This is a genomic window from Xanthomonas sp. DAR33341, assembly GCF_003992815.1.
GTDB lineage: Bacteria > Pseudomonadota > Gammaproteobacteria > Xanthomonadales > Xanthomonadaceae > Xanthomonas > Xanthomonas cissicola.
This window is the reverse complement of sequence record NZ_QEYV01000016.1, coordinates 156,171-181,490: the sequence shown is the minus strand read 5'-3', so window position 1 is coordinate 181,490 and position 25,320 is coordinate 156,171. Positions and strand designations below refer to the sequence as shown.

Genomic DNA, 25,320 nt, shown 5'->3' with positions numbered 1-25,320 from the left:
GATGTTCTACAACCCACAACGCCGTCATGGTTCAACTGGCGACCTGTCCCCTGTAGAGTTTGAACGGCGCTACGCGCAACGAGGGTCTTGAGTGTCTACGGAACCCTGGGCGTATCATACAGGCAACTGTTCTTGCCCCTATAACACAGCGCGTAATTGAAGCAGCTGTGGCGGTAGGAGCGCATATAGCCGTGGCGGCGGTTACGCGCCCCTTTGCTATCCGAAAGACGTAATGGCCGACATGGCTGCTCAGTACCGCGCCAGATAGCAGTTCAGTGTGTGACCATGCTGAGAGTCGGCAGGGATTCGTGTTAATGCCCTTTGCTGACAGCGGGTTAGCTCACTTTTGGCTGTTTTCTTACACATATCCCTGCCAACCTTCTTCTCAATCGACTGCGCGGCTTTGGGCAGCTGACATACGCAGTCAGTCGTCGTCGGGCGAACCCATCCTCATCGCACAGGAGCCACGTCGTCTGCTGCCGATCGATGCCGGGCGACTGCTGCGCTCGCCCGGTGATCAACGCAGGCGCTTGTTCCCGTTTTCGTCGGCGGTTGCCGCACGCAGCCACCGACGCGACCGCGCTACGGCCACGTCGGCACCCTCGCTCGCGCGATGCTCAGCCGGTCACGTCTACGCGCGCGTCGCTGCGGTCGGCATCTGGCAGCACATGGTCCGGGTCCAAGGTGACGTGCAGCACTTTCTGGGTGGTCGGCAAGGTCAGCGTGGGCGTGGCGGTCTGTAGCCAGGTTTCCACCGGCACGCGCCGGTCCAGGTGGCTGCCATCGGCCAGGTCCGCACGCAGGGTCGCCGGCATCACCAGCTTCTGCCGGCTGCGCAATGTGACTTGCACCCCCTTGGCCGGGTCGTGGTCGACGTAATGCGCGTCGGCGATGCCCATGTCCAGCTGCCAATTGTTGAGATACCAGCCGCGCCACCACCAGGACAGGTCCTCACCGCTTTCGCTTTCCATCAGCCGGAAAAAGTCCGACGGCGTGGGATGCTTGTAGGCCCAGGTGGCGATGTATTTGCGAAACGCAGGATCGAAACGCGCCGGACCCAGGATCTGCTCGCGCAACAGCACCAGGCCCAGTGCGCCCTTGAAGTAGGTCAGCGGATGGCGATAGGTCTCGCTGGTGGAATCGGCATTGTCCATCAACGTCGGCGCACGGGTGTCGGCCAGCAGCGGGAGGATTTCGTCGACCGGGTTGCCGCCTTTGGGCGCGTATTCCGAATCGCGCTTGGGCGCGTATTCGCCCTGGTTGAACGCATCCGATGCATACACGTCGATGAAGGTATTGAAACCTTCATCCATGAACGCATGCCGGCGCTCGTTGGAGCCGACGATCATCGGGAACCAGGTGTGGCCGATTTCGTGCGCGGTGATCCAGAACAGGTCCTTGCCGCCGTCTTCGAAACCATCGAAGACGATGCCTGGATATTCCATGCCGGCGCCATAGCCGCCCAGGTTGATCGCTGCCGGCCACGGGTACGGATACCACTGCGAAAAATGCTCGATGGCGCCTTTGACGTATTCGGTAGAGCGGTTCCACTTGTCTGCGCCCACGCCCTCCACCGGGTACACCGACATCGCAAGCGCGTGCTTGCCGCCCGGCAAATTGATGCGCGCCGCATCCCAGACGAACGCCGGCGATGCGGCAAATGCGACGTCGCGGGTGTGGTCCATGTGGAAGCGCCAGGTTTGCGTGCCCTTGCCCGCCGGCTTGGCCGCATGTGCGGTTACCTCGGCAGGCGTGCGGATCAGCACGGTGCGGTCGCTGCTGCGTGCTTGCTCCAGGCGTTGCTGCTCGGTGCGACTGAGCACGTCCTGCGGATTGGTCAGCGCACCGGAGCCGGCGACCAGAAAGCCCTCCGGCACGGTCACTGCATAGTCGAAATTGCCGTACTCCAGGTAGAACTCCGATCCCAGATACGGTTGCGTGTCCCAGCCACGCAGATCGTCGTACACCGCCATGCGCGGGTACCACTGCGCAATCTCGTAGATTTCGCCTTGCTTGCTGGCACTCACCGCCGTGCGCCCGCCCCAGGTGCCGGGAATCGTGTAGCGGTACCGGATGTGTACGGTGAGCGCCTTGCCCTGCCCGGCCAACGGCTGCGGCAGATCCACCCGCATGCGGGTGTCGTCGACGATGAAGTGCGCTGACTGGCGGCGCCCGCCTTGATCGATCTCGACACTGGCGATCTGCATGCCATCGGTGAACTCTTTGCGCTTGAGCGGCCGGCTGGCGGCAGCGCGCGCATCGACGCGGTAAATGTTCTGGTCCAGTTGCAGCCACAACACGTCCAGCGTGTCGGGGCTGTGGTTGGTATAGGTGATGGCGGCCTCGCCGCTGAGCGTATGCGTCGCCGGGTCGATGCTGGCGCTGAGATCGTAATCGGCGCGGTTCTGCCAGAACGCCGGGCCGGGCACACCGCTGCCGCTGCGGTAGGCGTTCGGGGCGTCGGGCAATTGCAGGGGTGCGAATAAGGCCAGCGGATCGAACACGCTTGCCGGAGCAGGCGTAGCGGCTGTGGCGGCGCTGGCTGGCGCGGCAGCGGCAAGCGCCGGCGCGGTGACGCAGGCCAGCGACAATGCAACGGTGAGTGATCGGCGCACGGTGGGGGTCATGCGAAATCCTGCGGCGGAAGGGGATTCCCATCCTACGGCGCACTTTGACGTGCGCGGGAATGCCATTGGTCCCGGTTGCGGCTGCCTGAGGTCTCGGACATGGCGCCGACGGATGCTCTGCTCTGCTGGAGCGCCAGCCACGCATCACACGCGCAGACCGTCTCCGCGCCGGTCCACCAACCCCTGGCATAGCCCGGTGCGATGGACCGCTTGGCCAGGCCGACCTACTCCGCCACTCAGGCCCCCAACCGCAATGCCCCGTCACCGCTGTGGCCCATGGCATCGTCCGGATTGCTCGGGCGGCAGCGACGCAGCGATAGGCAGCCGCAGCCGATGCAGTCGGTGAGCTGGTCGCGCAAGGCCTGCAGTTCGTTGATGCGCGCGTCCAGCTGGCCCCGCCAGCGCGCCGACATGCGCGCCCACTCCGCACGCGTCGGCGTGCGTTGATCCGGCAACACGGAGAAGGCATCGAGCACCTGCTGCAACGGCACGCCCAGTCGCTGCGCCACGCGAATCACCGCGATCCGCCGTAGCACATCGCGCGCATAACGGCGCTGGTTGCCGGCAGTGCGCAGGCTGCTGATCAAGCCTTTGCGCTCGTAGAAGTGCAGCGCCGACACCGCCACACCACTGCGCTTGGCGACCTCGCCCACGGACAACTCACGTTGCATTGCCTTGACCTCAACTTAGGTTGAGGCAGGATGCTGCGCGGCCATCACCGGTGCAAGTACCGGTCGCGCCTCTACACACGTTTGGTTCCTGGATGTTCGATGCCCACCGAGAGACCGATCACTGCCGCAGCGCTGCCCATCGAAGCGCAGCCCACCTCCATCCTGGCCGCGCCTTACCGCGCGGCGACGCTGGGCATGGTGGCGCTGGTGTCGCTCAATGCGTTCGAGTCGCTGGCGGTTGCCGCCGCCATGCCGACGGTGGCGCGCGAGTTGAACGGGCTGCCGCTGTATGCGTTGGCGTTCGGCGGCGCGCTGGCCACCAGCGTGATTGGGATGACGGCGGCCGGGCGCTGGAGCGACCGTCGCGGTCCTGGCGGTGCGTTGGCTGCCGGCCTGTTGTGCTTTGTGGTCGGCCTGCTGGTCGCCGGCCTGGCACCGAGCATGCCGATGTTGATCGTCGGGCGCCTGCTGCAGGGCCTGGGGGCCGGCGCCTATTCGGTGGCCTTGTACGTCATCGTCGGGCGGCTGTACCCCGAGGTCTTGCGCCCGCGCGTGTTCGCCGCGTTTTCGGGCGGCTGGGTGGTGCCATCGTTGATCGGGCCGGGCATCAGCGGATTGATCGTGCAGCACCTGGGCTGGCGCTGGGTATTTTTGTCGGTGCCACTGTTGGCGATTCCGGCTGGATTACTGCTGTGGCCAGCGCTGCGCGGGCAGACCTGGACACGCGACAGTTCCGACGCGCCAACCGCTTCGATGGGCTGGGCTATCGGAGCGGCGGTGGGCGTGCTTGGCGTGTATCTGGGCGGCCAACTGCACGGCATGCTGGCACCGGGCGCCATGCTGCCGGCCTTGTTGCTCGCCGCGTATTGCGCCTGGCGCCTGCTACCGGCTGGCACGTTGCGGCTTGCGCGCGGGTTGCCCAGCGTGATCGCGCTGCGTGGCATCGCTGCGGCCGCCTTCTTCGGCTTTGAAGCCTTTTTGCCGCTACTGCTGTAGCGCGAACGCGGACTTTCGCCGCTGCTGGCCGGCGCGGCACTGAGCGTGGGTGCGTTGGGCTGGTTCGGTGGCTCGTGGTACCAGGGCCACAGCCGCGCCGGTTGGTCGCGCCCTCGCCTGCTCAGGAGCGGCGCGCTGTCGATGACACTGGGCATTGCGATCAGCTCAGGTGCGGTGTGGCCGGCGATTCCTGTGACGTTGGCAATTGCCGGCTGGGCGCTGACCGGCCTGGGCATGGGCCTGCTGTATCCCAGCCTGTCGGTGGTGCTGCTGTCGCTGTCGCCACCGGCGCAGCAAGGCGCCAACAGCTCTGCCTTGCAACTGAGCGAAGCCATCGCGGTGGCGGCCACCTTGGCGTTAGCGGGCGCATTGTTCGCTGCGCTGCTGACATCGGCCACGCGCGCCGCCTACCTGAGCGTGTTCGTGTTGGCGTGGTTGCTGGCGGTGGCGAGCCTTTTTGTGGCGCGGCGGGTGTGACTTCGTCCGCGTGAACGCGGGCATCGACGTGACCGCACCGCGATTGCCGAGGCAACATGGCTGGTCGATGGCAGCACGCGAATGACATGCATGGCCTAGCGGGTCGGAACGACCGACGTGATCTCCAGGTTCACCGCATGTCGGGCATCGCTCGATGCCGGCCTGACCATCGCAACGACGCCAGCGCCGACCACTTTGCCGATCCTGCCGGGATCGCAGTGATCGCGAAGGACGAAAGCCTCTCGCAACCGGCTGGTCATTTTTTCGCCACCCATCTTGACAGCGTTGCAGGCCAGGGCCTGCGCACACTTGTCCACAGCCTTGTGCAACGTCCATCCACAGGGGGTGTGGAAAAGATGCGTCGCCTTGCATGCGCCCGAGGCCTTGCGCCCCGCTGGCGCATGTGTCAGGCGCGACAAGCGGGGCCAGCGCAGTGGCGTTGCCGCTGCCGACAACGCGCTGGCCAGTCCCAAACCCGCTTCTAGGTGTGACGCAAAAGAAGCTCGGATCACACGCATGACACCGCCACCTCGCGGTGGCGATGTACCTTCGGCCGGGTGTCAATCCGTGATGACGTGCGGCACGAAGCGCGAGGTGTCGCGGGTGATCGGGCCATCGTCGTCGCGCATGCCCAGTCCGGCAGGACGGTCCGCGACAACCCAGCTTCCTACCAGCGCATGGCGCCCGTCGAACACCGGCAGCGGGTGATGCGCCTGCAGAATTGCGGGGCCATCCACGTACGGACCATCGGTGTGCGCGGTCTCGCCTTGCGCCGTGACCAGCGCGATGTTGGCCCCCTCGCGCGAGAGCAACGGCTTGCGCACCCAGCCTGCGCTCGGCGCCTCGCCGGCCTGCGCGAAACGGGCGGGCAGCAGATTCGGGTGGCCCTGATGGCGGTCCCATAGCAGCGGCAGGATGCCCTTGTTGCTCAACACCGATTTCCATGCCGGTTCGATCAGGCGCACCCGGTCGGCGATCAATGCCGGCCCGAAGCGTTCTTCCATCATGAATTCCAGCGGATACAGCTTGAACAGCGTATGGATCACCCGATCCTGTTCGTCGGTGAACCAGCCTTCGGCACTCAGGCCGATGTCTTCGATGGCCACTTCCTCGGTGCTGATGCCCACCTGATGCGCACAGTCGCGCAAATAGCGCACGGTGGCGCGGTCCTCCAGCGAATCGCGCACCGCCGCAAAATGCATCTGCGCGCCGATCGCGCCATCCACGGCCAGCGCGCCCAGGGTTTCGCACAGCAGGTCCTGGATCAGGTTGTACTGATCGGTCCCCTTGGGCAGCGCGCCGCTGGCGATCTGTTGTTCCAGCCACAACCACTGGAAGTAGGCCGATTCGTAGAGCGATGTCGGGGTGTCGTAATTGAGTTCGTACAACTTGGCCGGGCCATCGCCCGAATACGCCAGATCCATGCGGCCATACAGATGCGGGTCGCGCGCTTTCCAGGAGCTGGCGATCCAGTCCCAGTAGAACGGCGGGATGGCCAACCGGGTCATCAGCGCTTCCGAGCCCACCACCTCGTCCACCAGTTGCATCGCCATGTCGTGCAACTCTTGCGTGGGCGCTTCGATGTCGTCTTCGATCTGACGCAACGAAAACGCGTAGTAGGCGCTTTCGTCCCAATACGGCTCGCCGTCGATGGTGTGGAAGTGGAAGCCCAGCGATTCGGCCTGCGAGCGCCAATCCGCGCGTTCGGGGATCAGGATGCGTTGCATGTCAGCCGCCGAAGCCCGAGCTGCGGCCGCCGCTGCCGAACGAACTGCGCGCGGCCGCGCTGGAACCGAAGCCCGAACGCGACACGGTGATGGCGCGCGTGGGCATGTCGATGGCGCCGCTGCGCCCACGGACCGTGCCAATGCGGTTGCTGGCCAGATCGCCATTGGGCTTGTAGTAACCGCCGCTACGGTAATCGCGGTACAGCGGAATCGAGCCGCCATAGCGATAACCGCCGCCGCTCATATTGCCCAGGGCGTAACCCAGCAGGAACCCGCCCATCGGCGGGATCCAGCTCTGCTGCCCTTGCGGATTGGTGATTGCGGTGCAGCTGCCGAATTGCGCATCGCACTCGTAGCGCGTGGTGAAGCGCGGCGCGGCCTGCTGATGCTTGGCCACCGCCTCGTCGTAGGCCTTGAGGCATTGCTGGATATCGGACTGTTCCTGCTTGATCTGGTAACAGTCCGAGGCCGACTGCAGCACCACACCGGTCTCCGGCTCCGAGCCGCAGCCGGTGACGAAGGCGGCCGGCAGCGCGGCCATCAAGGTGAGTTTGAGATTGCGTGATCGCTTCATGCCTGCGCTCCGTTACGGCGTGATCGCGGCGGCGTTGATCAGCCCCACTGCGATCGACACGCCGGCCGAAAAGATACCGGCGGCGGTGATGTTGTCGGTGATCTGCCGCGAGATGCGCCCGGCCACCAGATTGGCCAGCAGGTAGGCCACCACCTGGATGCCGCAGGCCACCAAGCCCCAGATCAGGGCGTCGATCAGGCTCACCGAATGGGTGATGGCCGAATGCAGCGGCAGCGCCACGCCGATCAGGTTGCCGGCCAGCGCAGTCGCCGCCGCCACATTGCCCTGCCGCAGCAAGGTGAAATCCTTGTGCGGGGTGACCAGGGTCACCAGCACCACCGAGACGATCAACACCCCCAGGCCGGTACCGAAATAGGAAAGAAACGCGAGAAAACTCTGCAGATTGATCGGGTTCATGACAGGACCAAGGTGGGTGGAAGACGCGCGCGTGCGCTCAGGTGATATCCAGATCGGCGACGGTGACATCGATACCGACCGCATAGGTGACGCAGAATTCGTTGGGGCCGGAATCTTCGCCGGTCACCAGCAGGAATTCTTCGCGCTGCAACTCCGGCACATCGCGGCTGTAGAGCATGGCGTAATGGGTCAGATCGCCATCGCGGCGCGGCGGCTGGTAGCGGTACAACACTTCGTCGTAGGCGATCGGCGGAATCCGTGACGCGTCATCGGTGGATTGCGTTGCGCGCTGCCAGTGTTTGCCGGCGTACTCGATCTGCGCCGCACCCAGATGCGGGTGCTGCATGACGAACTCCTGAAACGCCTGCTTGCTGGGCGGGTTCACCGTCTCGCAATACACGAAGGCCTTCATCGCTTCCAGATCCCCCCCCACGGTGGTGACCTGCAGGAACGCATCGTCGTCCAGATAGAACCGATGCAGCGCATAGCCATCGCCCAGATTGACGTGACCGTAGCAGGGAATGCCCTGATGCCCGCCCGGCAACTCGGCGGTCATGGCCTCGGGCGCCATGCGGTACAGGGTGGTGTCGATCTCCACCTGGCCACCGACACGCAGCCCCAGCGGCAGCGTGTGACCGATCGCGCCACTCCCGGACGTGGGCAGCGGCGGCGGTTGCGGTTGACCGAACAACTTGCTGAAAAAACTCATCGTCAGACACCTTGTGGCGATGGGGGAAGGGAAGCGGCCTCGCTGCGCAGGGCCTGCCAGGCGATGGCGTGCGCCGGCACGCGCTGCTCGGCCAGGTAATACAGCATGGCACCTGCGGCGACGGCGGTACGTGCTGGCGGGTTCAAGCGCAACGCGCCGTCGGGCGCGCGCAGGCCCAGCAGCAATGCGCCACGCTGGCCGAAATCGGCAGCAAGCCGGCTGTAATCCAGTGGTTGCACACTCGCAGGCACTGCAAGACTGAACTGGGTGGGGCCATCGTCTACCGACAGCAGCTCGGCGGTGATCGCCGCACTGCCCGGATCCTGCGCCGCACGTGCCAGGATCTCGGCGGTCATCGGACGCGTGCACTCGATGGCTGGGTAATGGCAGTTGACCAATCGCGCCGCGCTGGCCGAATCGAAGTGCGCCACGATATGCGCGGCCGGCGCATGCGCCATCAACGCGAACACCGCCGCCAGGGTCTGGTCGTCGGAGGGCGGGTTGACGATCACCCGCGCCGCGCCGGCAATGCCGGCCCGCAGGTACACCTCGGTATGCGTGTACGACTCGGCGACGATGAAGCGCATGTGGTCGGGCATCGGATTTTCCGCCACGCCCTCGGCAATCAGCACCACGCCTTCGTCATCGGTGGCGGTATCGGACAGCAGCAATTCCAGCAGGCGCGTGGAGGCAGCGCCCTGCCAGCCGATCAGAATGGTGTGCCCGCGCAGATCGGCATAGGCCATCTTGCCCATGTGGTGGCGCCTCCAGAAAGTGATGAGCACCCCGCTGGTCTTGGCCAGCACCGTGGCGAACAACGCCACCGCGCCCGGCATCAACACGAACGCGGCGATATAGCGCCCGGTCACCGAGCCCGGCGACAGGTCGCCGTAGCCGATGGTGGTGGCAGTGGTCATGTAGTAGTACGGAAACGCGTCCAGGCCGACGAGCTTCTGCTCGCCGGCCCACAGCAGCAGCAACCAGCTCAGCCCCATGTGCGCCAGCAGTGCCAGCGCCACCGTGCCCCAGCTGACGCGGCGCACGTGGCGCCGCAGGACCCGCAACAGCCGTCCAACGATGATCATGGCGCATCCTGTGCCGTGCGATGGATCAGCTGTCGCTGCGCGGAACCTGCTGCACGTCGCGCACCTGGCCAATCAGTGGCGCGGTGCCGCCGGTGTTCTCATGGCCGAGCTGCGCAGCCGGCTTCTTGAAGCGCGCCAGCACCGCAGCGGCGTTGGATTCGCCTTCCATCAGGCCAGCCGCCGCCAGGCGCCGATTGAGATCGCCATCGCCGGTGGACGCTTCGAGTTCTTCGGCCGATTCGATGCGCGCCGAGGTTTCGGCCTGACGCGCCTTGATACGCTCCAGCGATTCCAGCGCCGAGCCCATCTTGCTGCTGGCACCGGAATGGCGCGCGGCAATGGCGGCCTGCGCCTTCTGCACCGCATCGGTGGCCTTGACCGTATCGATCTGCTGACGCATGCCGCGCAGCTGGTTCTCGGTCTTCTGGATGGTGGCCTTGAGCGTCACCACCGACTGGTCCAGCGCGGTCTTGGAAGCCTTGTCGCCGGCGTCCTCGCTTTCCAGCGCGGCCAGCTTGACCGCCACATCGTGCGCCAGCGCTTCATCGTTCTTGGCCAGCGCGCCTTCGATATAGCGCGTATATTCGGCCATCTTGCCGGCGCGCGCATCGATCTTCTGCTGGGCCAGCTTGCTCTGCGCCATCAACTTGGTGAGCTCTTCGCGCGAGCGCGTGAGCTGGGCGCCGGCATCGCGCATTTCCTGGTCCAGGATGCGCAGCGCATTGGCGTCGACGGCCTTCTGGCCGGTTTCGTGCGCGGTACCACGCAGCAGCGTGATCAGCTTGGAAAAGATACTCATGACAACACGCCTTTAGGAAAAGAACGGCTTGAGAGATTCGGCGGCATCCAACGTATTGGCCGCCAGGGTCTGGATTTCTTCGTCGATCTGGTCGAGCGTCGAGGAGGCCGACAGTTCGCCAAACACGACATAACGGTCCTTGCCGTCGACCTGGACCAGTCCCAGGTTGGACAAGGGATTGAGCGGATTCAGGCGCAGGCAGGCGTCGTTGAAGGCGGCGCGGTCGTTGACGTGCTCGGCATGGGCCAGCAGCGTGGACACGAAAACCTGCGAGCCGGAAGCGGCAACCTGGATCTGCATGTCGCCGTGGTCGGCCAGGGTGAGATTGATGGCCGGCTCCATGCCGTCGATCAGTTCGACATGGATTGGCTGGCCACGGTAGCGCTCGGCCAGCAGGCCGTGCAATTCGACGGTGGTGTACTGCGTCATACGATGTCCTGTCCTTTGGTCATGCCGTGGTGGTGGTGCAGCGAATCTCCTGCAGCGACCGGACATACTACAGACTGCCCGTGACCGGCAGAAAGGGCCGAAAGTCAGCTGGTCAGGCGCGCGGCAGGCGAGCAAACCGCCCGTTCAGCTGGCTGGCGTGTCGCCCCATGCCGGGCGGCTGCCTCACGGATACAGCATCCGCTTGCTCCAATGGCTGGCCGCGTCGGCCTCGTAGCGCCAGCGCTCGTGCAGACGGAACTTGGCGCCGTACCAGAACTCGAACGCCTGCGGCACCACCCGGAACCCGCCCCAGCCATCCGGGCGCGGCACCTCGCGCCCTGCGAACGTGGCTTCGACCTTGGCAATGGCCGCATCGAACTCTTCGCGCGAGCCCAGCGCCTGCGACTGCCGCGAGGCCCACGCGCCGATCTGGCTCATGCGCGGGCGCGAGGCGAAGTACGCATCGGATTCGTCCGCGCTCACCAGCTGCACGCCGCCTTCGATGCGCACCTGGATGCCGGCTTCGCGCAGGCTGCGCCACAGGAACAGCAGCGCCGCCTGCGGGTGGGTCTGCAGGTCGCGGCCCTTTGCGCTGTCCAGATGGGTGTAGAACACGAACCCGCGCGCGTCGAAGGCCTTGAGCAACACGGTGCGCGCGCTCGGCCGGCCATCCACGTTGGCGGTGGCCACGGTCATCGCGCTGGCTTCCAGTTCGGCGCTGTTCTGCGCCTCGGCATACAGCGCGGCGAAGGTGGCAAGGGCTTCTGCGTACAGATCGGTCATGACGGTGCGTGGCAGCCAGATGGACGCCTATTGTGGGCGCATCGCCCGCGCTTCGCCTATGCAGCGCGATCGAATCGCCGGACCGGCACGCGGTTGGCGTGGTTGAGGACAGCCATTGCGCCGTGCCATCGGCCCGGCCCGATGGCGTGAATGCTACGATCCCTGCGCATGAACCCCGCACCCAATCTCGTGATGGTCGGCCCGATGGGCGCCGGAAAAAGCTGCATCGGCCGTCGCCTGGCCGAGCGCTTCGGGCTGGAATTCGTCGATGTGGACCAGGCCATCGTCGAACAGGTGGGCAGCAGCATCCCGGCCATCTTCGAGCAGCATGGCGAAGCCAGGTTTCGGCAGCACGAGGCGGAAACCCTGCAGGCGCTGCTGGAACAGGACAACAAACTGATTTCCACCGGTGGCGGCGCAGTGCTGGATCCGCGCAACCGCGAGCGCATCTGCGCGCGTGGGTTCGTGGTGTACCTGCATGTCAGTGTGCCGGCGCAATTGACACGCCTGGCGCGCGACCGCAATCGCCCGCTGCTGCAACGCGCCGACCGCGAGCAGGTGCTGCATGCGATGGCCGCGCACCGCACGCCGCTGTACCACCAGGTCGCAGATCTCAGCCTGGAAACCGATCATCTTTCCCCCGCCGAAGCCACAGCGCAGCTGGTGCTGCGCCTGGCCGCGCAATGGCGCATGTCGAGTAACCCCGCATGACACTTTCCCGTTCTTCGCGCAGCGTCGATGTCGACGGTGCGCAGCCTTACACCATCACCATCGCCCCGGGCCTGCTGGCCGACGGTGCGCGCCTGGCCAGCCATGTGCGCGGCCGCCACGCGCTGCTGCTCAGCGACTCGCAGGTGGCTCCGCATTACGCGGCCGGCGTACGCGCCGCCTTGTCGCGCGCGCGGCCGGATCTGCAGGTCGGCGAATTGGTGATTGCCGCCGGCGAAGCCTCCAAAACCTTGGAGACCTTTGGTTCTGCGATCACCGCACTGGCCGAACTCGGTGCCACCCGCGACGCCTGCGTGTTCGCGCTGGGCGGCGGCGTGGTCGGCGACCTGGCCGGCTTTGCGGCGGCGTGCTGGATGCGCGGCGTGGATTGCGTGCAACTGCCCACCAGCCTGCTGGCAATGGTGGATTCGTCGGTCGGCGGCAAGACCGCGGTGGACATCCCGCAGGGCAAGAACCTGGTCGGCGCCTTCCATCCGCCGCGCGCGGTGATCGCCGACACCGACACCTTGCGCACCCTGCCCGCACGCGAACTGCGCGCCGGCCTGGCCGAGGTGATCAAGTACGGCGCCATCCGCGACCCGCTGTTCTTCCAGTGGCTGCATGCCGAACGCCGCGCCCTGCTCGATGGCGATGCAGCGGCGCTGGCGCAGGCCATCGCCCGCAGCTGCGAGCACAAGGCCGAGATCGTGGCGCGCGACCCGCTGGAAAAAGGCGAGCGCGCCCTGCTCAACCTGGGCCACACCTTCGGCCACGCCATCGAAACCGAGCAAGGCTACGGCGCACCCGGCAACGACAACCTCAACCATGGCGAGGCCGTCGCGGTGGGCATGGTGCTGGCGGCGCGCCTGTCGGCCGCGCTGGGTATGAGCGACGTGCAGGACACCGAGACGCTACGCGCCTTGCTGCACGACTTCGACCTGCCCACCGAGATCCCGCCCGGCCTGACCCCTCAGGCCCTGCTCGCGCGCATGCGCCTGGACAAGAAGAACATCGCCGGCCGCCTGCGCCTGGTGTTGTGGCGCGGCATCGGCAAGGCCGAGGTGGTGCCGGATGTGGAAGAGGCAGCGGTGCTGGAGATCCTGGCGGGATAAGGCCAGCCGACCGATAAGGCACGGCACGCTGGACGCTCGCACCCAGCTGCCGTCGATCGCCACGACGCTCACTATTTGTGGGAGCGCCCCCGGGCGCGATGGCCTTCCCGATCAATCCCTATCGCGCCCAGGTGCGCTCCTACCACTGCCTGCCTGCCACCGTCTGCACCGGCGGTCGGAACCTCGCTCGGGAGCGCACCGGCAAGCGTGGACGCCCAACGACGCTCCCTTCGCGACCAGAACACCCGGACGCGCCACTGCTCTCAACCTTCAGCAGCGCCCGGCTACAATCGGCCGCATGCGCATCCTTCTACAACACGATCCCGGCGGTAACGCGCCGCTCCGCTACGTCCAGCTGACCCTGCAACCGGATCTGTTCGGTGGCTGGGAATTGCTACGCGAAACCGGCGAGATCGGCGGACGCACGCAACTGCGACGCGACCAGTACCTGCAACAGGATGAAGCGGACCGCGCCTTCGACAAGGCGCGCGACACCCAACTCAAACGCGGTTTCCAACTCATCACCGGCGGCGCCGACGACGCGCCGCGCTGAGGACACACTTCCCCATGCTCAAGAATGATCGCCTGCTGCGCGCGCTCAACCGTCAGCCCGTGGACCGCACCCCTGTGTGGTTGATGCGCCAGGCCGGCCGCTATTTGCCGGAGTACCGCGCCACGCGGGCGCGCGCCGGCAGTTTTTTGGGCATGGCCAAGAATCCGGACATCGCCTGCGAAGTCACCCTGCAGCCGCTGCAGCGCTTCCCGCTGGATGCCGCGATCCTGTTCTCCGACATCCTCACCATTCCCGATGCGATGGGCCTGGAGCTGTATTTCGTCGAAGGCGAAGGCCCCAAGTTCCGCCACCCGGTGCGCGATGCCGCCGCGATCCACCACCTGGGCGTGCCGGACATGGAAACCGAGCTGCGCTACGTGATGGACGCGGTGCGCGTGATCCGCCGCGAACTGGACGGCTCGGTGCCGTTGATCGGTTTCTCCGGCAGCCCGTGGACGCTGGCCTGCTACATGATCGAAGGCGGCGGCAGCAAGGAATACGCACGCATCAAGGCCATGGCCTTCAACGCGCCGGAGCTGCTGCATCACCTGCTCGGCACCGTCACCGACGCGGTGATCGCCTACCTGGCCGCCCAACGCGCTGCAGGCGCGCAGGCGCTGCAGGTGTTCGACACCTGGGGCGGCGTGCTCTCGCCGGCGATGTACCGCGAATTCTCGCTGCCCTACCTCACTCGCATCGCGCGTGAGCTGGAACGTGGCACCGGGGCCGAGCGCACCCCGCTGGTGCTGTTCGGCAAGGGCAATGGGGCCTACGTCAGCGAGCTGGCCGCCAGCGGCGCCGAAGCGGTAGGCGTGGACTGGACCATCGCGCTGGCCGACGCCGCCCAGCGCGCCGCTGGCCGCGTCGCGCTGCAGGGCAACCTGGACCCGGCCACCCTGTACGGCTCGCCCGAAGCGATCCGCGCCGAAGTCGGCAAGACCCTGGACAGCTACGCCCAGGGCAATGGCGGCTCGCGCGAAGGCCATGTCTTCAACCTCGGCCACGGCATGTCGCCGGATATGAATCCCGAGCACGTGGGTGTGCTGGTGGAGGCGGTGCAGAGCTTGAGCAGGCGCTAGGTGCGCCATCGCGCGGGCCGGGTTACACGGGCCCAGCCAATGCCCGTGCCCATGCGCACCTTGGCACTGCTGGGTCACCTATTGCGCAACTGAATCGGCCCGCTGGATCTGCATGTTCGCTCCGCCTGCCGGCATATCGGTGGCGGACGCGTCGTGCCATGGAAACGCATCGCGCGATTCACACCTGCACCCAAGGCCACCGATGCGATAACCCGATGTGGCTGCGCGTGTACCGTCGGCGTTGCGCCTGCATCACGGCGCAGGCTGCCGGGGCAGGCATGCCTGGGGTCGCACACAGCGTTCCGCGCCGTGCACAGCAGGGAAGCGATAATGCAGCGTTCCTCCGGCCAAGCCCCCATGTCTCAACCCGTCCCCACCTCGCGCGCCTACGCCACCATCAAGCCGCTGCTGTGGCTGGTATCGCTGGCCATCTTCATGCAGATGCTGGATGCGACCATCGTCAATACGGCGTTGCCGTCGATGGCGCGCAGCCTGCACGAAAGCCCTCTGCAGATGCAGTCGGTGGTCTTCAGCTATGCGTTGGCGGTGGCGATGTTCATCCCCGCCTCGGGCTGGATTGCCGACCGCTTCGGCACGCGGCGCACCTTCCTGGTGGCGATCATCGTGTTCACGCTGGGCTCGCTGCTGTGCGCGGCCGCGCAACAGCTGCCACAACTGGTGGCCGCGCGCGTGGTGCAGGGCATCGGTGGGGCGATGCTGCTGCCGGTGGGCCGGCTGGCAGTGCTCAAGACCGTGGCGCGCGCCGACTTCCTGCGCGCGATGAGTTTCATCGCGATTCCCGCATTGATCGGCCCACTCGTCGGCCCCACGCTGGGCGGCTGGCTGGTGGAAGTCGCCTCGTGGCATTGGGTGTTCCTGATCAACCTGCCGATTGGCGTGATCGGTTTCATCGCTGCGCTGAAGATCATGCCCGACCACTACGGCGATGCGCGCCAGCGCTTCGATCTGATCGGCTATCTGATGCTGGCGTTCGGCATGGTGGCACTGTCGTTGGCGTTGGACGGCATCTCCGAACTCGGCCTGCGCCACGCCTTCGTCATGCTGCTGGCAATCGGCGGGCTGGCCGCGTTGGCCGGTTACTGGTTGCATGCGGCCAGCACGCCGGCGGCGTTGTTTCCGCTGGCCTTGTTTAAGGTAGCCAGCTATCGCATCGGCATTCTGGGCAACCTGTTCGCACGCGTGGGCAGCGGCTCGATGCCGTTCTTGATTCCGTTGCTGTTGCAGGTGGGCCTGGGCATGAGCCCGATGAATGCCGGGCTGATGATGGTGCCAGTGGCGCTGGCCGGCATGGCCGCCAAACGCGCGGCGGTCAAGCTGGTGGGACGCTTCGGCTATCGGCGCGTACTGATGCTCAACACCGTGCTGGTGGGCCTGGCGATGGCGAGCTTCGCGCTGGTCGATGTCGGCCAGCCGCTATGGCTGCGGCTGGTGCAGCTGGCCTGCTTCGGCGCGGTCAATTCACTGCAATTTACGGTCATGAACACCGTGACCCTGCGCGATCTGGACCGGGACCAAGCCAGCCCCGGCAACAGCCTGCTGTCGATGGTGATGATGCTGGCCACCGGGTTCGGCGCGGCGGCAGCGGGCAGTCTGCTGGCCGCCTTCAACACGCATCTGGGCGACAGCCACGGCGCCACTGCCGCATTGCATGCAACCTTCCTGTGCGTCGGTGGCATCACCTTGTCGTCGACGCTGATCTTCTGGCAGTTGGCCGAGACGCGGCCACATCCCAGGCAGGTGGAAGAAGTCGCCGAATGACGCGGCCGCTGCGCCATCGACCAGCGCCGCGCGCCAGCGCAGCGCCGTGTGCGATTTCAACTGCGGTGCACGGCTCTAGATCTGCTCGCGCGGGCGTTCGCGCCGCAATGCTTCGGCGATGGTGTCGGCCAGCATGTCGCCGGTGAGCGGCTTGCGCAGGAAACTGTCGAACCCGGCTTCCTGCGCGTTCGGTTCGGCGGCTTCGTCCGAGCGTGCGGTCACCGCCACCAGCGGCATGTCGTAACCGAACACGCGCAACTGCCGCGCCAACGCAAAGCCATCCAGCCCGGGCAGGTCCAGATCCAGCAATGCCAGATCGAACGTGTTGTCGGCCGCTTCGGTCAACGCCGCCAGTCCGTGCGGCGCATGCACCACCGAATGCCCCTGCGCGCGCAGCAGGCCGATGATGACCTCGGCGATGGTCGGGTCGTCTTCCACCAGCAGGATGCGCTGCGGATCGACGGGGCTGGCGGCATGCGCCACCTCGCCGTCCAGCGTCGCATTCGACGCCACCCAGCGCAGCGGCAGATCCACCACAAAGCGCGTCCCGGCGCCGAGCCGGCTGATCACCTCGATATGCCCGCCCATCGCCATCGCCAGCTCCTGACAGATCGCCAGGCCCAGACCACTGCCGCCATAGCGTGACGTGGTCTGGGCGCCGTCGCCCTGTTCGAAGCGCTGGAACAATCGCGCTTTCTGTTCGGCATTGATGCCCGGGCCCGTGTCGGCAACCTCGAAGCGCAGGCCTTGATAGGAACCGAGCGTGGTCAGCTTCAGCGCGACCACGCCGCGCTCGGTGAATTTGATCGCGTTATTGAGCAGGTTGAGCAGGATCTGCCGGATCCGGGTGGAATCGCCGCTGGCGGTGATGTCGCCGAGCAGCCCGATTTCCAGGCTGAAACGCAGCCCGCGCTCCTGCGCCAACGGCGCCATCAGCGCTTCGACCTCGGCCACGAGTTGACGCACCGAAAATGGCTGGAAATCCAGTTCAAGCCGGCCCGATTCGATGCGCGCCAGATCCAGCGCATCGTTGACCAGCCGCAACAGATGCGCCCCCGCACGACGGATCGACTCGGTGTAGCTGCGCTGCGTGGGGTCCTGCGTGGTCTTGAGCAGCAATTCGCTCATGCCCAACACACCGGTCATCGGCGTACGCACTTCGTGACCCAGCGTCGCCAGAAAACGCGTCTTGGCCAAAGACGCCTGTTCGGCCAGCTCCTGTTTGTGCACGGCCAGCTGCCAGGCATTCAGGCGCCGCAGCCGACGGCGGTACAACAAGATGGCGGCGGCGACCACGCACACCGTCAGCAAGGCCAGCAGGCTTAAACCCCATGGCGACAGCCACCATGGCGGCAACACCTGAAAACGTAATGTCTGGCTGGCCGACCAGATGCCATCTGCAGTACGCCCCTGCACTTCCAGCGTGTAATGCCCGGAGGGCAGGCGCGAAAACAACCGTTCGCCGGTGGAGCCCACGTCGATCCAGTCCGGATCGTAGCCACTGAGGCGGAAGCGGTAACTGGTGGATTCGGGATTGGTAAACGTGGGCATGCGCGCCACGATATGCAGGTCGCGATCGCCGTCCTGCACTTGCAGCGGCGCCTTGCCGGTGACATCCAGTTCGCGCTCGCCGCGTCGCAGGCTGACACGTTCGATCAACAGCTGCGGTCGGCGCAGATTCGGACGCATCGTGGCCGGATCGAACACCACGATGCCGTCGGATGTGCCGCCCAGGATCTGCCCCGTGCTTGCCTGCACCAGCGTGGCCACCTGCAGGGGCGAACTGGGAAGTCCGTCGTGCACGTCGTACACACGCACCAGCTTGCTGCCGGGGTCGACCCGAATCAGCCCACGATGACTGGAGACCCAGGCCACGCCACCGGCATCGATCACCAGGCCGGTCGGCGAGACCATCGGAAATTCCTGGTCCTTTCCCACCGTATCCAGGTGCGTGAGCTGCTTGCCGTCCCAGAGATAGCGCCGCAATTGTCCGGCCAATCCGATCCAGACGATGCCGCCATCTCCCTGGCGAAACACATAGGTCGGCAGGGACGGCGCACCGCGGACCGGAACGAACTGGTCGGCATGCGGATCCCATCGCCACAGCCCGGCATTGTTGCTCAGCCAGATCTGCCCATCCGGCCCGATCCGCATGTCCAGAACAGTCAACGCCTTCAGCCCATGGCTTCCATAGTCGAGCGTCCTGAGCAGCTGGCCCTCGCTGCTCCACAGCTGCACCCCGTGCGTGAGCAGCGCCACCCAGATGCGGCCTTGTGCATCTTCGGCCATCCTGCCAGGCCTGCCGACATCTTCGAGATCGGCTGCGGACTCCTTGTGCCCGAGCAGTGGCCAACGCCTGACCTCGCCTGTCTGCGGGTTGTATCGAACCAGCCTTTCCTGCACGCCAATCCAGACCGTTCCCCGCCTGCTTTCGATGACGGTATCGGGAATGCGTTCTGGATCGACCGAGGCCAGGCGGGACTCGACGCGGCCGGTGACGGGATCGAAATGCTCAAGGGTTCCACGCGTGCCGACCAGCCAGATCCCGCCCGTGATCGAGGGCGCCGTCGCAACGACCGAGGGGTTGGCGAGCGATTGCGGATCGTCTGCGCGATGCGAAAACAGCGCGAAGGTATCCCAGCGTGGAGGCAGGTGCCACAGCCCGCCCTCCAGGCTGGCAAACCACAGACCTCCTTCGCGGTCCTGGTAGGCGGTGATCCAGTTCCGGTTGACCAGACCGTGCGCTGAAAAACTGTAGACCGGCACGCGTTCGACGCCACCATCGCCGGTACTCATACCCAGGCCGGTGGCGGTATCCAGCCAGTAGCGCCCGAGCCGATCACGGAGCAGGACGCCACGGACCTGCGCGGTGTCTGGAGCGCTTTGCCAGGGGCTGGCTGTGGGCCGCCCGACGGTATTGAACCGGACGGGGTTGCCGTCGAAATCGGCAATCCATAGCGCCTTGCCGTCGGGCTCCTTGTACATTCTGTTGACCGACTGGGACGGGCCCGGAAGCGGCACGCGCTCCAGGCGTCGACCATTCCAGTGCACAAGCCCGCCCCAGGTGCCGATCCACAGGCCGCCGTCGGGCGCAACTTCCAGACCAACGATATTGTCGGACGGCAAGCTGCCGGCATCGCCGGCCTTGGCGGAAAAGTGCTGCATGCGACCGTCGGGCCGGTAACGATAGACGCCCTGCTTGGCGGTGCCGATCCAGATATCGCCGTCCGGCGTTTGCGCCAATGACCACAGGGTGGCGTCGCGCAATTCCGGGAACTGCGGATCTTCCAGTCGTTTGAACGTGCGCGTGTTCGCTTCCAGATAGCCGACGCCGCCGTCCTCGAAACCCATCCACACCCGATCGTTGGCATCGACACAGATGGTCCAGACCACGTTGCTGGTCAGGCCATCTTCCATCCGCCAGATCCGGTAGTTGCGGCCATCGAATCTGGCCAGGCCGTCATCGCTGGCAAGCCACAGATATCCCTGTTTGTCCTCGGCCAGCTGATTGATCGTGTCCGACGGCAGCCCGTCGGCGATCGTCAGCTGGATGGGCACCGGTGTTGCGGGCGTCCGCGCCTGCACCGGAAGCACTGCCAGACACAGGCACACCCAGAGCACAGCGAGCAGCCGATGGGGCAAGCAGGATAGAAAGCGCACCGGATCAACTTCACGACAAGTCGGCGCATAGTGCGGGCCACGCGCGGTGCGGGCAAGCACGCCGCGCGCGTTCTGCGCGTACGCTCAGGCCGCAGGACGCATGTGCGGCAGGGTCATTGGTCAGTCCACTGCACGCGACAGGGTTTGCGGGAAGCGGACCCAACAATGCATCCGCCGAAACCTGCATGCGATGCAACCGCCCGCCGCGCTCCGGTTGGCAGGACACCTGCAACGCCCTTTCGCCTGCCGAGACCATCGCGACCCGCATCGCTGTTCGAGCGCCCAACAGCGGGCGAACGCGCTGCATGACACCTGAGCGTTTGCTCCGGCGACAGGCATCCGCACGGCTTGTTAGCGTTTGCGACGTAACGCTTCGGCAATGCTGTCGGCCAGCATGTCGCCAGTGAGCGGCTTGCGCAGGAAGGTGTCGAAGCCCGCTTCCTGCGCACTCGGTTCGGCGACCTCATCGGCGCGTGCGGTCACCGCGATCAACGGCATGTCGTAGCCGAATACCCGCAGTTGCCGTGCCAACGCAAAGCCATCCAGCCCGGGCAGATCCAGATCAAGCAATGCCAGATCGAACGTGTTGTCGGCCGCTTCGGTCAACGCCGCCAGGCCATGCGGGGCATGCACGACCGAATGCCCCTGCGCGTGCAGCAGGCCGACGATGACCTCGGCGATGGTCGGGTCGTCTTCCACCAGCAGGATGCGCTGTGGTTCGACAGCCGTCTCGGCATGCGCGGTCTGGCCACCAAGTGCGACGTTGGAAGCCACCCAGCGCAGCGGCAGATCCACCACAAAGCGCGTTCCCGCGCCGAGCCGGCTGATCACCTCGATCTGCCCGCCCATGGCGATCGCCAGCTCCTGGCAGATCGCCAGACCTAAGCCACTGCCGCCGTAGCGCGAAGTGGTTCTGGCACCATCGCCTTGCTCGAAGCGTTGGAACAGGCGCGCTTTCTGTTCGGCGTTGATGCCGGGCCCGGTGTCGGCCACTTCAAAGCGCAGGCCTTGATAGGAACCGAGCGTGGTCAACTTCAAACCGACCACGCCGCGCTCGGTGAATTTGATCGCGTTATTGAGCAGATTGAGCAGGATCTGCCGGATACGGGTGCAATCGCCACTGGCGGTGATGTCGCCAAGCAACCCGATTTCCAGGCTGAAGCGCAGGCCACGCTCCTGCGCCAGTGGCGCCATCATCGCCTCGACCTCAGCCACGAGCTGACGCACCGAAAACGGCTCCACATCCAGCTCCAGCCGTCCGGATTCGATGCGCGCAAGGTCCAGCGCATCGTTGACCAGCCGCAACAAATGCGCGCCCGCGCGGCGGATGGACTCGGTGTAACTGCGCTGCTTGATATCCAGCGAGGTCTTGAGCAGCAGCTCACTCATGCCCAAGACCCCAGTCATCGGCGTACGCACTTCGTGGCCCAGCGTCGCCAGAAAACGCGTCTTGGCCAGAGACGCCTGCTCGGCCACTTCCTGTTTGTGCACCGCGAGCTGCCAGGCATTCAAGCGACGCAACCGACGGCGGTACAACAAGATGGCTGCAGCAATCACGCACACCGTCAGCAAGGCCAGCAGGCTTAAACCCCACGGCGACAGCCACCATGGCGGCAACACCTGAAAACGTAATGTCTGGCTGGCCGACCAGATACCGTCTGCAGTACGCCCCTGCACTTCCAGCGTGTAATGGCCCGAAGGCAGACGCGAAAACAGGCGCTCGCCACTGGGCCCGACATCGATCCAGTCCGGGTCGTAGCCGCTCAGGCGGAAGCGGTAGCTGTTAGATTCGGAGTCGGCGAAGCTGAGCAGGCGGGCGACGATATGCAAGTCGCGGTCGCCGTCCTGCATGACCAAAGGCGTGACATGACTCAGATCCAGCCCACTCTCGCCGCGACGTAGACCTACACGTTCGATCACCAACGGCACCCGATGATCATTCGGCTTGAGTTCGGCAGGATCGAAGATCACCAGCCCATCCGGCGTCGCGCCGACGATCATGCCCTTGGACGATTGCACCAAAGAACGCGCAACGAATTGCGGATTAGGCAGGCCGTCATGAACCCCGAACACGCGCACGCCCCGCGTGGCCGGGTCCACGCGAATCAGGCCACGCATACTGGACAACCAGGCAACACCGTCGTGGTCGACCACCAGTCCCTGTGGCGCAAGCGCAGGGAAGTTTTGCTCGGGCCCCACTGTATCAAGATGTTGAAGGGCCCCGTTCTTCCACAAATAGCGATGTAGCTTCCCTAGCCCGGCAAACCAGGCGATCTGGTTGTCGCTGAAGCGAAAAGTGAAGACAGGTTCGTCGGGCGCGCCGGCAATGCGCTCGAAGCGCGCAACCGATGCGTTCCAGCGCTGCAGACCACGATTACCGGCCAGCCATAGCGCTCCATCCGGCCCAGCCTGCAGGTCGTAAACCACCAGATCTGCTGCAAGGCCGTGGGTTCCGCGCAACATGGTGCGCAGTAAGCGGCCTTGTTCGTCCCGCTCTTGTAGCCCCAGCGTGGCGTGGACCCAGATGTGACCATCGGCGGTCTGCTGCAGCGCTTCCAAGGAAGCGTCCAGTGTCGCGTCCTGTGCAGCTGCGCCCGAGCCGCTTGCTGCAGCCTTCCAGTGCTGCACCTGGCCAGTGGCGGAATCAAAGCGCACCAGCTCGGCAAACTGCCCGACCCAGACGTTACCCTTGCGATCCTCCAGCACGCTATTGGACCAGCTGGCAGACCCCAGGCTGGGCAATACACGCTCGATTTTGCCGGTGGCAGGATCTACGCGTTCAAGCACGCCCGAGGTGCCCACCAACCACATCCGACCATCGCGCGATCTTGCAGTGCCCTGGATCGCCAGGTTGCCACCTTGGCCACCATCGTCCATGTAGTTGAAAACTACCGCGAAACGATGCCAGTTCGAGGGGAGATGCCAGAGCCCGCCGTTGGGGCTGGCAAACCATACACCGCCCTCGCGATCCTGATATGCCGATTCCCAGTTGGGACGGATCCGCCCGTGCGCAGACAGACTGTACAGGGGGACATTGCGCACTTCCGCACCAGTCGTATGGCCTAGGCCGGCCAGGGTGTCCAGCCAATAGCTGCCGTCCTGGTCGCGCAACAACACGCCCAACACCGGATATTCTGCAGGTGCCTGCCAACGGTGCGGACTGAGATGACCACTTGGATCGCGCCGAAACAGCTTGTCGTCGCTGGTCCCGATCCAGATGCTGCCATCGGCATCGGCAGTTAGCCGGGTGATGATCTGTGCGGTGCCATCCGGAAATGCCTGCCGCTCGAAGTCCTTACCCGTCCAATGCGCAGCGCCATCGGCGGTACCGATCCAAAGTGTGCCACGGGTATCGACATCGAGCCGATAGATTGCATTGTCGGGCAAGCTGCGCGGATCGTCGGCACGATGTGCGAAATGCTCCAGCGAACCATCCGGCCGCAGCCGGTATAGCCCACTCATTTCAGTGCCGAACCATATGCTGCCGTCGTCGGTGGACTTTATGTTCCAGATCGCAGCGCCGCGAAGTTCCGGATAGCGCGCACCATCATAGAAAGTGAACTGATGGCGTGCGGGGTCCAGCATCGCCAGGCCTGCCATGCCGGTCCCGATCCAGACCCGGTTGCGCTTGTCGACGTGAACCGCCCAGATCTGGTTGTCGCGCAAACCGTCTTCGATGCGCCAGATACGGAAGTTTCGCCCGTCGTAACGCGCTAGCCCATCGCTGCTGGCCAGCCACAAATATCCATTGGCATCCTCATCGAAGCCGTACACCACGTTGGATGGCAGCCCGTCGGCCACGGTCAGCTGCCGCGGCTGCGGCAATACCGGCACGCCGGCCAGCGTAGAACTCGGCCAGACTGACACGACGGCCAGGCAAAGCAGTAATAGAGCCCGCGTCATCAAGGCTTTCAGCGGCATGCGACGACTGGGGGGTTGTGGTGATAGCAGCATGCGCTCGCGTGTCCTTTGCACGCATAGTGCGGACCTTGCCTGATGCTGGCAACACACATAAGCGCGCCAACGATGATCGGTTACAGCAGGCAGGCGTCTTAAGACCGTCTTTACGCGATGCGATGCCCGATGAGCACTGACATCGTCAACGCATCGGGCCCGTGCATCCACGCTAGGTCGTCGCCTGCATGCCGGCGCCCGCGCGCGCAGCCGTAATCGCTTCCACCAGCAGATCGGCAGTGACCGGTTGCGCAGGAATCCGTCGAAGCCCGCGGCCTTCGCCTGGGTCTGCGCAGCGCTGTCAGCCTGTGCCATGACTGCCAGCAGCGGGAAGCGATGGCAAGCTGACGCAGCTGCAATGCCAGGGCGAAGCCGTCCCGTCCGGGGAGATTCAGATCCAGCAGCGCGATGTCGGACCCGCCATCCACCGTTTCCGACAATGCAGCCAGCCCATGCACGGCATGCACCACGCGGTGACCTCGGTTGGTCAACAAGCCGCTGATCGCCTCGGCCACGGTGGGATCGTCTTCCACCAGCAGGATGCGCAGCGGCTCACCTGCAAGCAGCTGAACGTGACCGGCCGCGATGTGCGTGCCGGAGCGGTCGATCGGCAAGGGCAGATCCACGGTGAACCGGGTGCCGACGCCAAGCCGGCTGCGCACGCGGATTTAGCCTTTCATCGCCACGGTGAGTTCCTGACAGATCGCCAGCCCGAGCCCGCTGCCGCCGTCGCGCGAACCGGTGCGCGCACCCTCGCCTTGTTCGAAGCGCTGGAACAATCGCTTCTGCTGTTCCGGCCCGATGCCAGGCCCCCATCGCGCACCGTCAAGCGCAGGGCATCGCCATGCTGGCTGACGGTGAGCGATACCTCGCCGCGGTCGGCAAACTTGATCGCATTGCCAAGCAGGTGGATCAGGATCTGACGCACCCGCGTCGCATCGCCCACGACCACCGCATGCGTGGGGAGCTGATTGCGGCACTCCAAGCGCAGGCCGCGCGCGTCAGCGATGGAGTGCATGAAATCAACCAGCTCCTGAGGGAGCTGTGCGGGATCGAAGGGGCTGCCTGCTCGGCAAGCCGTTGCCGTTGCCGTGCCAGCCCCACTCCTGCTGACGCCGCAGGCGCTTTCGCCAGGCCCAAATACCCAGGTTCTGTCGCGTACTGGTCTGGCTTGCACCTCG

General features: G+C 65.4%; 18 protein-coding genes and 2 pseudogenes. 6 read left to right on the top strand and 14 right to left on the bottom strand.

Annotated elements, in window-relative coordinates; genetic code table 11:
• Window positions 1-617: 617 nt before the first annotated feature.
• Window positions 618-2,627 carry a M1 family metallopeptidase gene (locus tag EO156_RS05020; RefSeq protein WP_016851403.1) on the bottom strand — a complete coding sequence of 670 codons (2,010 nt, stop codon included), beginning with the start codon at window positions 2,625-2,627 and terminating at the stop codon, window positions 618-620.
• A 236-nt stretch (window positions 2,628-2,863) separates the two neighbouring features.
• Window positions 2,864-3,298, bottom strand: coding sequence for a redox-sensitive transcriptional activator SoxR (gene soxR, locus EO156_RS05015; RefSeq protein WP_026007284.1), 435 nt, complete (start codon window positions 3,296-3,298; stop codon window positions 2,864-2,866).
• Window positions 3,299-3,397: 99 nt separating this feature from the next.
• On the opposite strand from soxR, the pseudogene EO156_RS05010 reads away from it, so the two are divergent.
• Window positions 3,398-4,771, top strand: a pseudogene (locus tag EO156_RS05010) (MFS transporter).
• 95 nt (window positions 4,772-4,866) lie between these two features.
• Here EO156_RS05010 and EO156_RS05005 read toward each other — a convergent pair.
• The 9 genes from EO156_RS05005 to pdxH all read right to left on the bottom strand — a co-directional run bounded on the left by EO156_RS05005 (window position 4,867) and on the right by pdxH (window position 11,294).
• The gene (locus EO156_RS05005) at window positions 4,867-5,190 is read right to left on the bottom strand and encodes a hypothetical protein (RefSeq protein ID WP_235801493.1); all 324 of its coding nucleotides are present in this window, start codon (window positions 5,188-5,190) and stop codon (window positions 4,867-4,869) included.
• A 141-nt stretch (window positions 5,191-5,331) separates the two neighbouring features.
• Window positions 5,332-6,498: a glutathionylspermidine synthase family protein gene (locus EO156_RS05000; protein WP_016851402.1), complete on the bottom strand. Its 1,167-nt coding sequence runs from the start codon at window positions 6,496-6,498 to the stop codon at window positions 5,332-5,334.
• 1 nt (window position 6,499) lies between these two features.
• Window positions 6,500-7,072 carry a DUF1190 domain-containing protein gene (locus EO156_RS04995; protein ID WP_003489539.1) on the bottom strand — a complete coding sequence of 191 codons (573 nt, stop codon included), beginning with the start codon at window positions 7,070-7,072 and terminating at the stop codon, window positions 6,500-6,502.
• 12 nt (window positions 7,073-7,084) lie between these two features.
• Complete coding sequence (locus tag EO156_RS04990) at window positions 7,085-7,489, bottom strand: DUF350 domain-containing protein (RefSeq protein ID WP_003489536.1); 405 nt, start codon at window positions 7,487-7,489, stop codon at window positions 7,085-7,087.
• Window positions 7,490-7,526: 37 nt separating this feature from the next.
• A complete protein-coding gene (locus EO156_RS04985) occupies window positions 7,527-8,204 on the bottom strand; it encodes a YjfK family protein (protein ID WP_026007285.1) in 678 nt (225 codons plus the stop codon).
• On the bottom strand, window positions 8,201-9,283 hold the full coding sequence (locus EO156_RS04980; RefSeq protein WP_016851401.1) for an ion channel: 1,083 nt from the start codon (window positions 9,281-9,283) through the stop codon (window positions 8,201-8,203). Before EO156_RS04980 ends, EO156_RS04985 begins: the two co-directional genes overlap by 4 nt.
• A gap of 25 nt (window positions 9,284-9,308) precedes the next feature.
• Window positions 9,309-10,082 (bottom strand): PspA/IM30 family protein, encoded by a 774-nt coding sequence (locus tag EO156_RS04975; protein ID WP_003489528.1) that lies wholly within the window; start codon window positions 10,080-10,082, stop codon window positions 9,309-9,311.
• 12 nt (window positions 10,083-10,094) lie between these two features.
• The gene (locus EO156_RS04970; RefSeq protein ID WP_003489526.1) at window positions 10,095-10,511 is read right to left on the bottom strand and encodes a YjfI family protein; all 417 of its coding nucleotides are present in this window, start codon (window positions 10,509-10,511) and stop codon (window positions 10,095-10,097) included.
• A gap of 183 nt (window positions 10,512-10,694) precedes the next feature.
• Window positions 10,695-11,294, bottom strand: a complete 600-nt coding sequence (gene pdxH / locus EO156_RS04965) for a pyridoxamine 5'-phosphate oxidase (RefSeq protein WP_011051972.1) — start codon at window positions 11,292-11,294, stop codon at window positions 10,695-10,697.
• A 168-nt stretch (window positions 11,295-11,462) separates the two neighbouring features.
• Here pdxH and EO156_RS04960 point away from each other — a divergent pair, with 168 nt between their 5' ends.
• The 5 genes from EO156_RS04960 to mdtD all read left to right on the top strand — a co-directional run bounded on the left by EO156_RS04960 (window position 11,463) and on the right by mdtD (window position 16,525).
• On the top strand, window positions 11,463-12,005 hold the full coding sequence (locus EO156_RS04960; RefSeq protein ID WP_005917545.1) for a shikimate kinase: 543 nt from the start codon (window positions 11,463-11,465) through the stop codon (window positions 12,003-12,005).
• Window positions 12,002-13,114: a 3-dehydroquinate synthase gene (gene aroB / locus EO156_RS04955; protein ID WP_011051973.1), complete on the top strand. Its 1,113-nt coding sequence runs from the start codon at window positions 12,002-12,004 to the stop codon at window positions 13,112-13,114. The genes EO156_RS04960 and aroB overlap by 4 nt, the downstream gene beginning before the upstream one ends.
• A 298-nt stretch (window positions 13,115-13,412) precedes the next feature.
• Complete coding sequence (locus tag EO156_RS04950; RefSeq protein WP_005928169.1) at window positions 13,413-13,667, top strand: WGR domain-containing protein; 255 nt, start codon at window positions 13,413-13,415, stop codon at window positions 13,665-13,667.
• Between the two features lie 14 nt (window positions 13,668-13,681).
• Window positions 13,682-14,746, top strand: coding sequence for a uroporphyrinogen decarboxylase (gene hemE, locus EO156_RS04945; protein WP_029829281.1), 1,065 nt, complete (start codon window positions 13,682-13,684; stop codon window positions 14,744-14,746).
• A gap of 357 nt (window positions 14,747-15,103) precedes the next feature.
• A complete protein-coding gene (mdtD, locus tag EO156_RS04940; RefSeq protein WP_016849255.1) occupies window positions 15,104-16,525 on the top strand; it encodes a multidrug transporter subunit MdtD in 1,422 nt (473 codons plus the stop codon).
• Window positions 16,526-16,600: 75 nt separating this feature from the next.
• Here mdtD and EO156_RS04935 read toward each other — a convergent pair whose 3' ends face one another.
• From EO156_RS04935 to EO156_RS04925, 3 genes and pseudogenes are all read right to left on the bottom strand, one after another.
• Window positions 16,601-20,146, bottom strand: a complete 3,546-nt coding sequence (locus tag EO156_RS04935; protein ID WP_016849254.1) for an ATP-binding protein — start codon at window positions 20,144-20,146, stop codon at window positions 16,601-16,603.
• 390 nt (window positions 20,147-20,536) lie between these two features.
• The gene (locus tag EO156_RS04930) at window positions 20,537-24,106 is read right to left on the bottom strand and encodes a two-component regulator propeller domain-containing protein (protein WP_016849253.1); all 3,570 of its coding nucleotides are present in this window, start codon (window positions 24,104-24,106) and stop codon (window positions 20,537-20,539) included.
• 205 nt (window positions 24,107-24,311) lie between these two features.
• Window positions 24,312-25,199, bottom strand: a pseudogene (locus EO156_RS04925) (ATP-binding protein); the annotation flags it as partial.
• Between the last annotated feature and the right edge of the window lie 121 nt (window positions 25,200-25,320).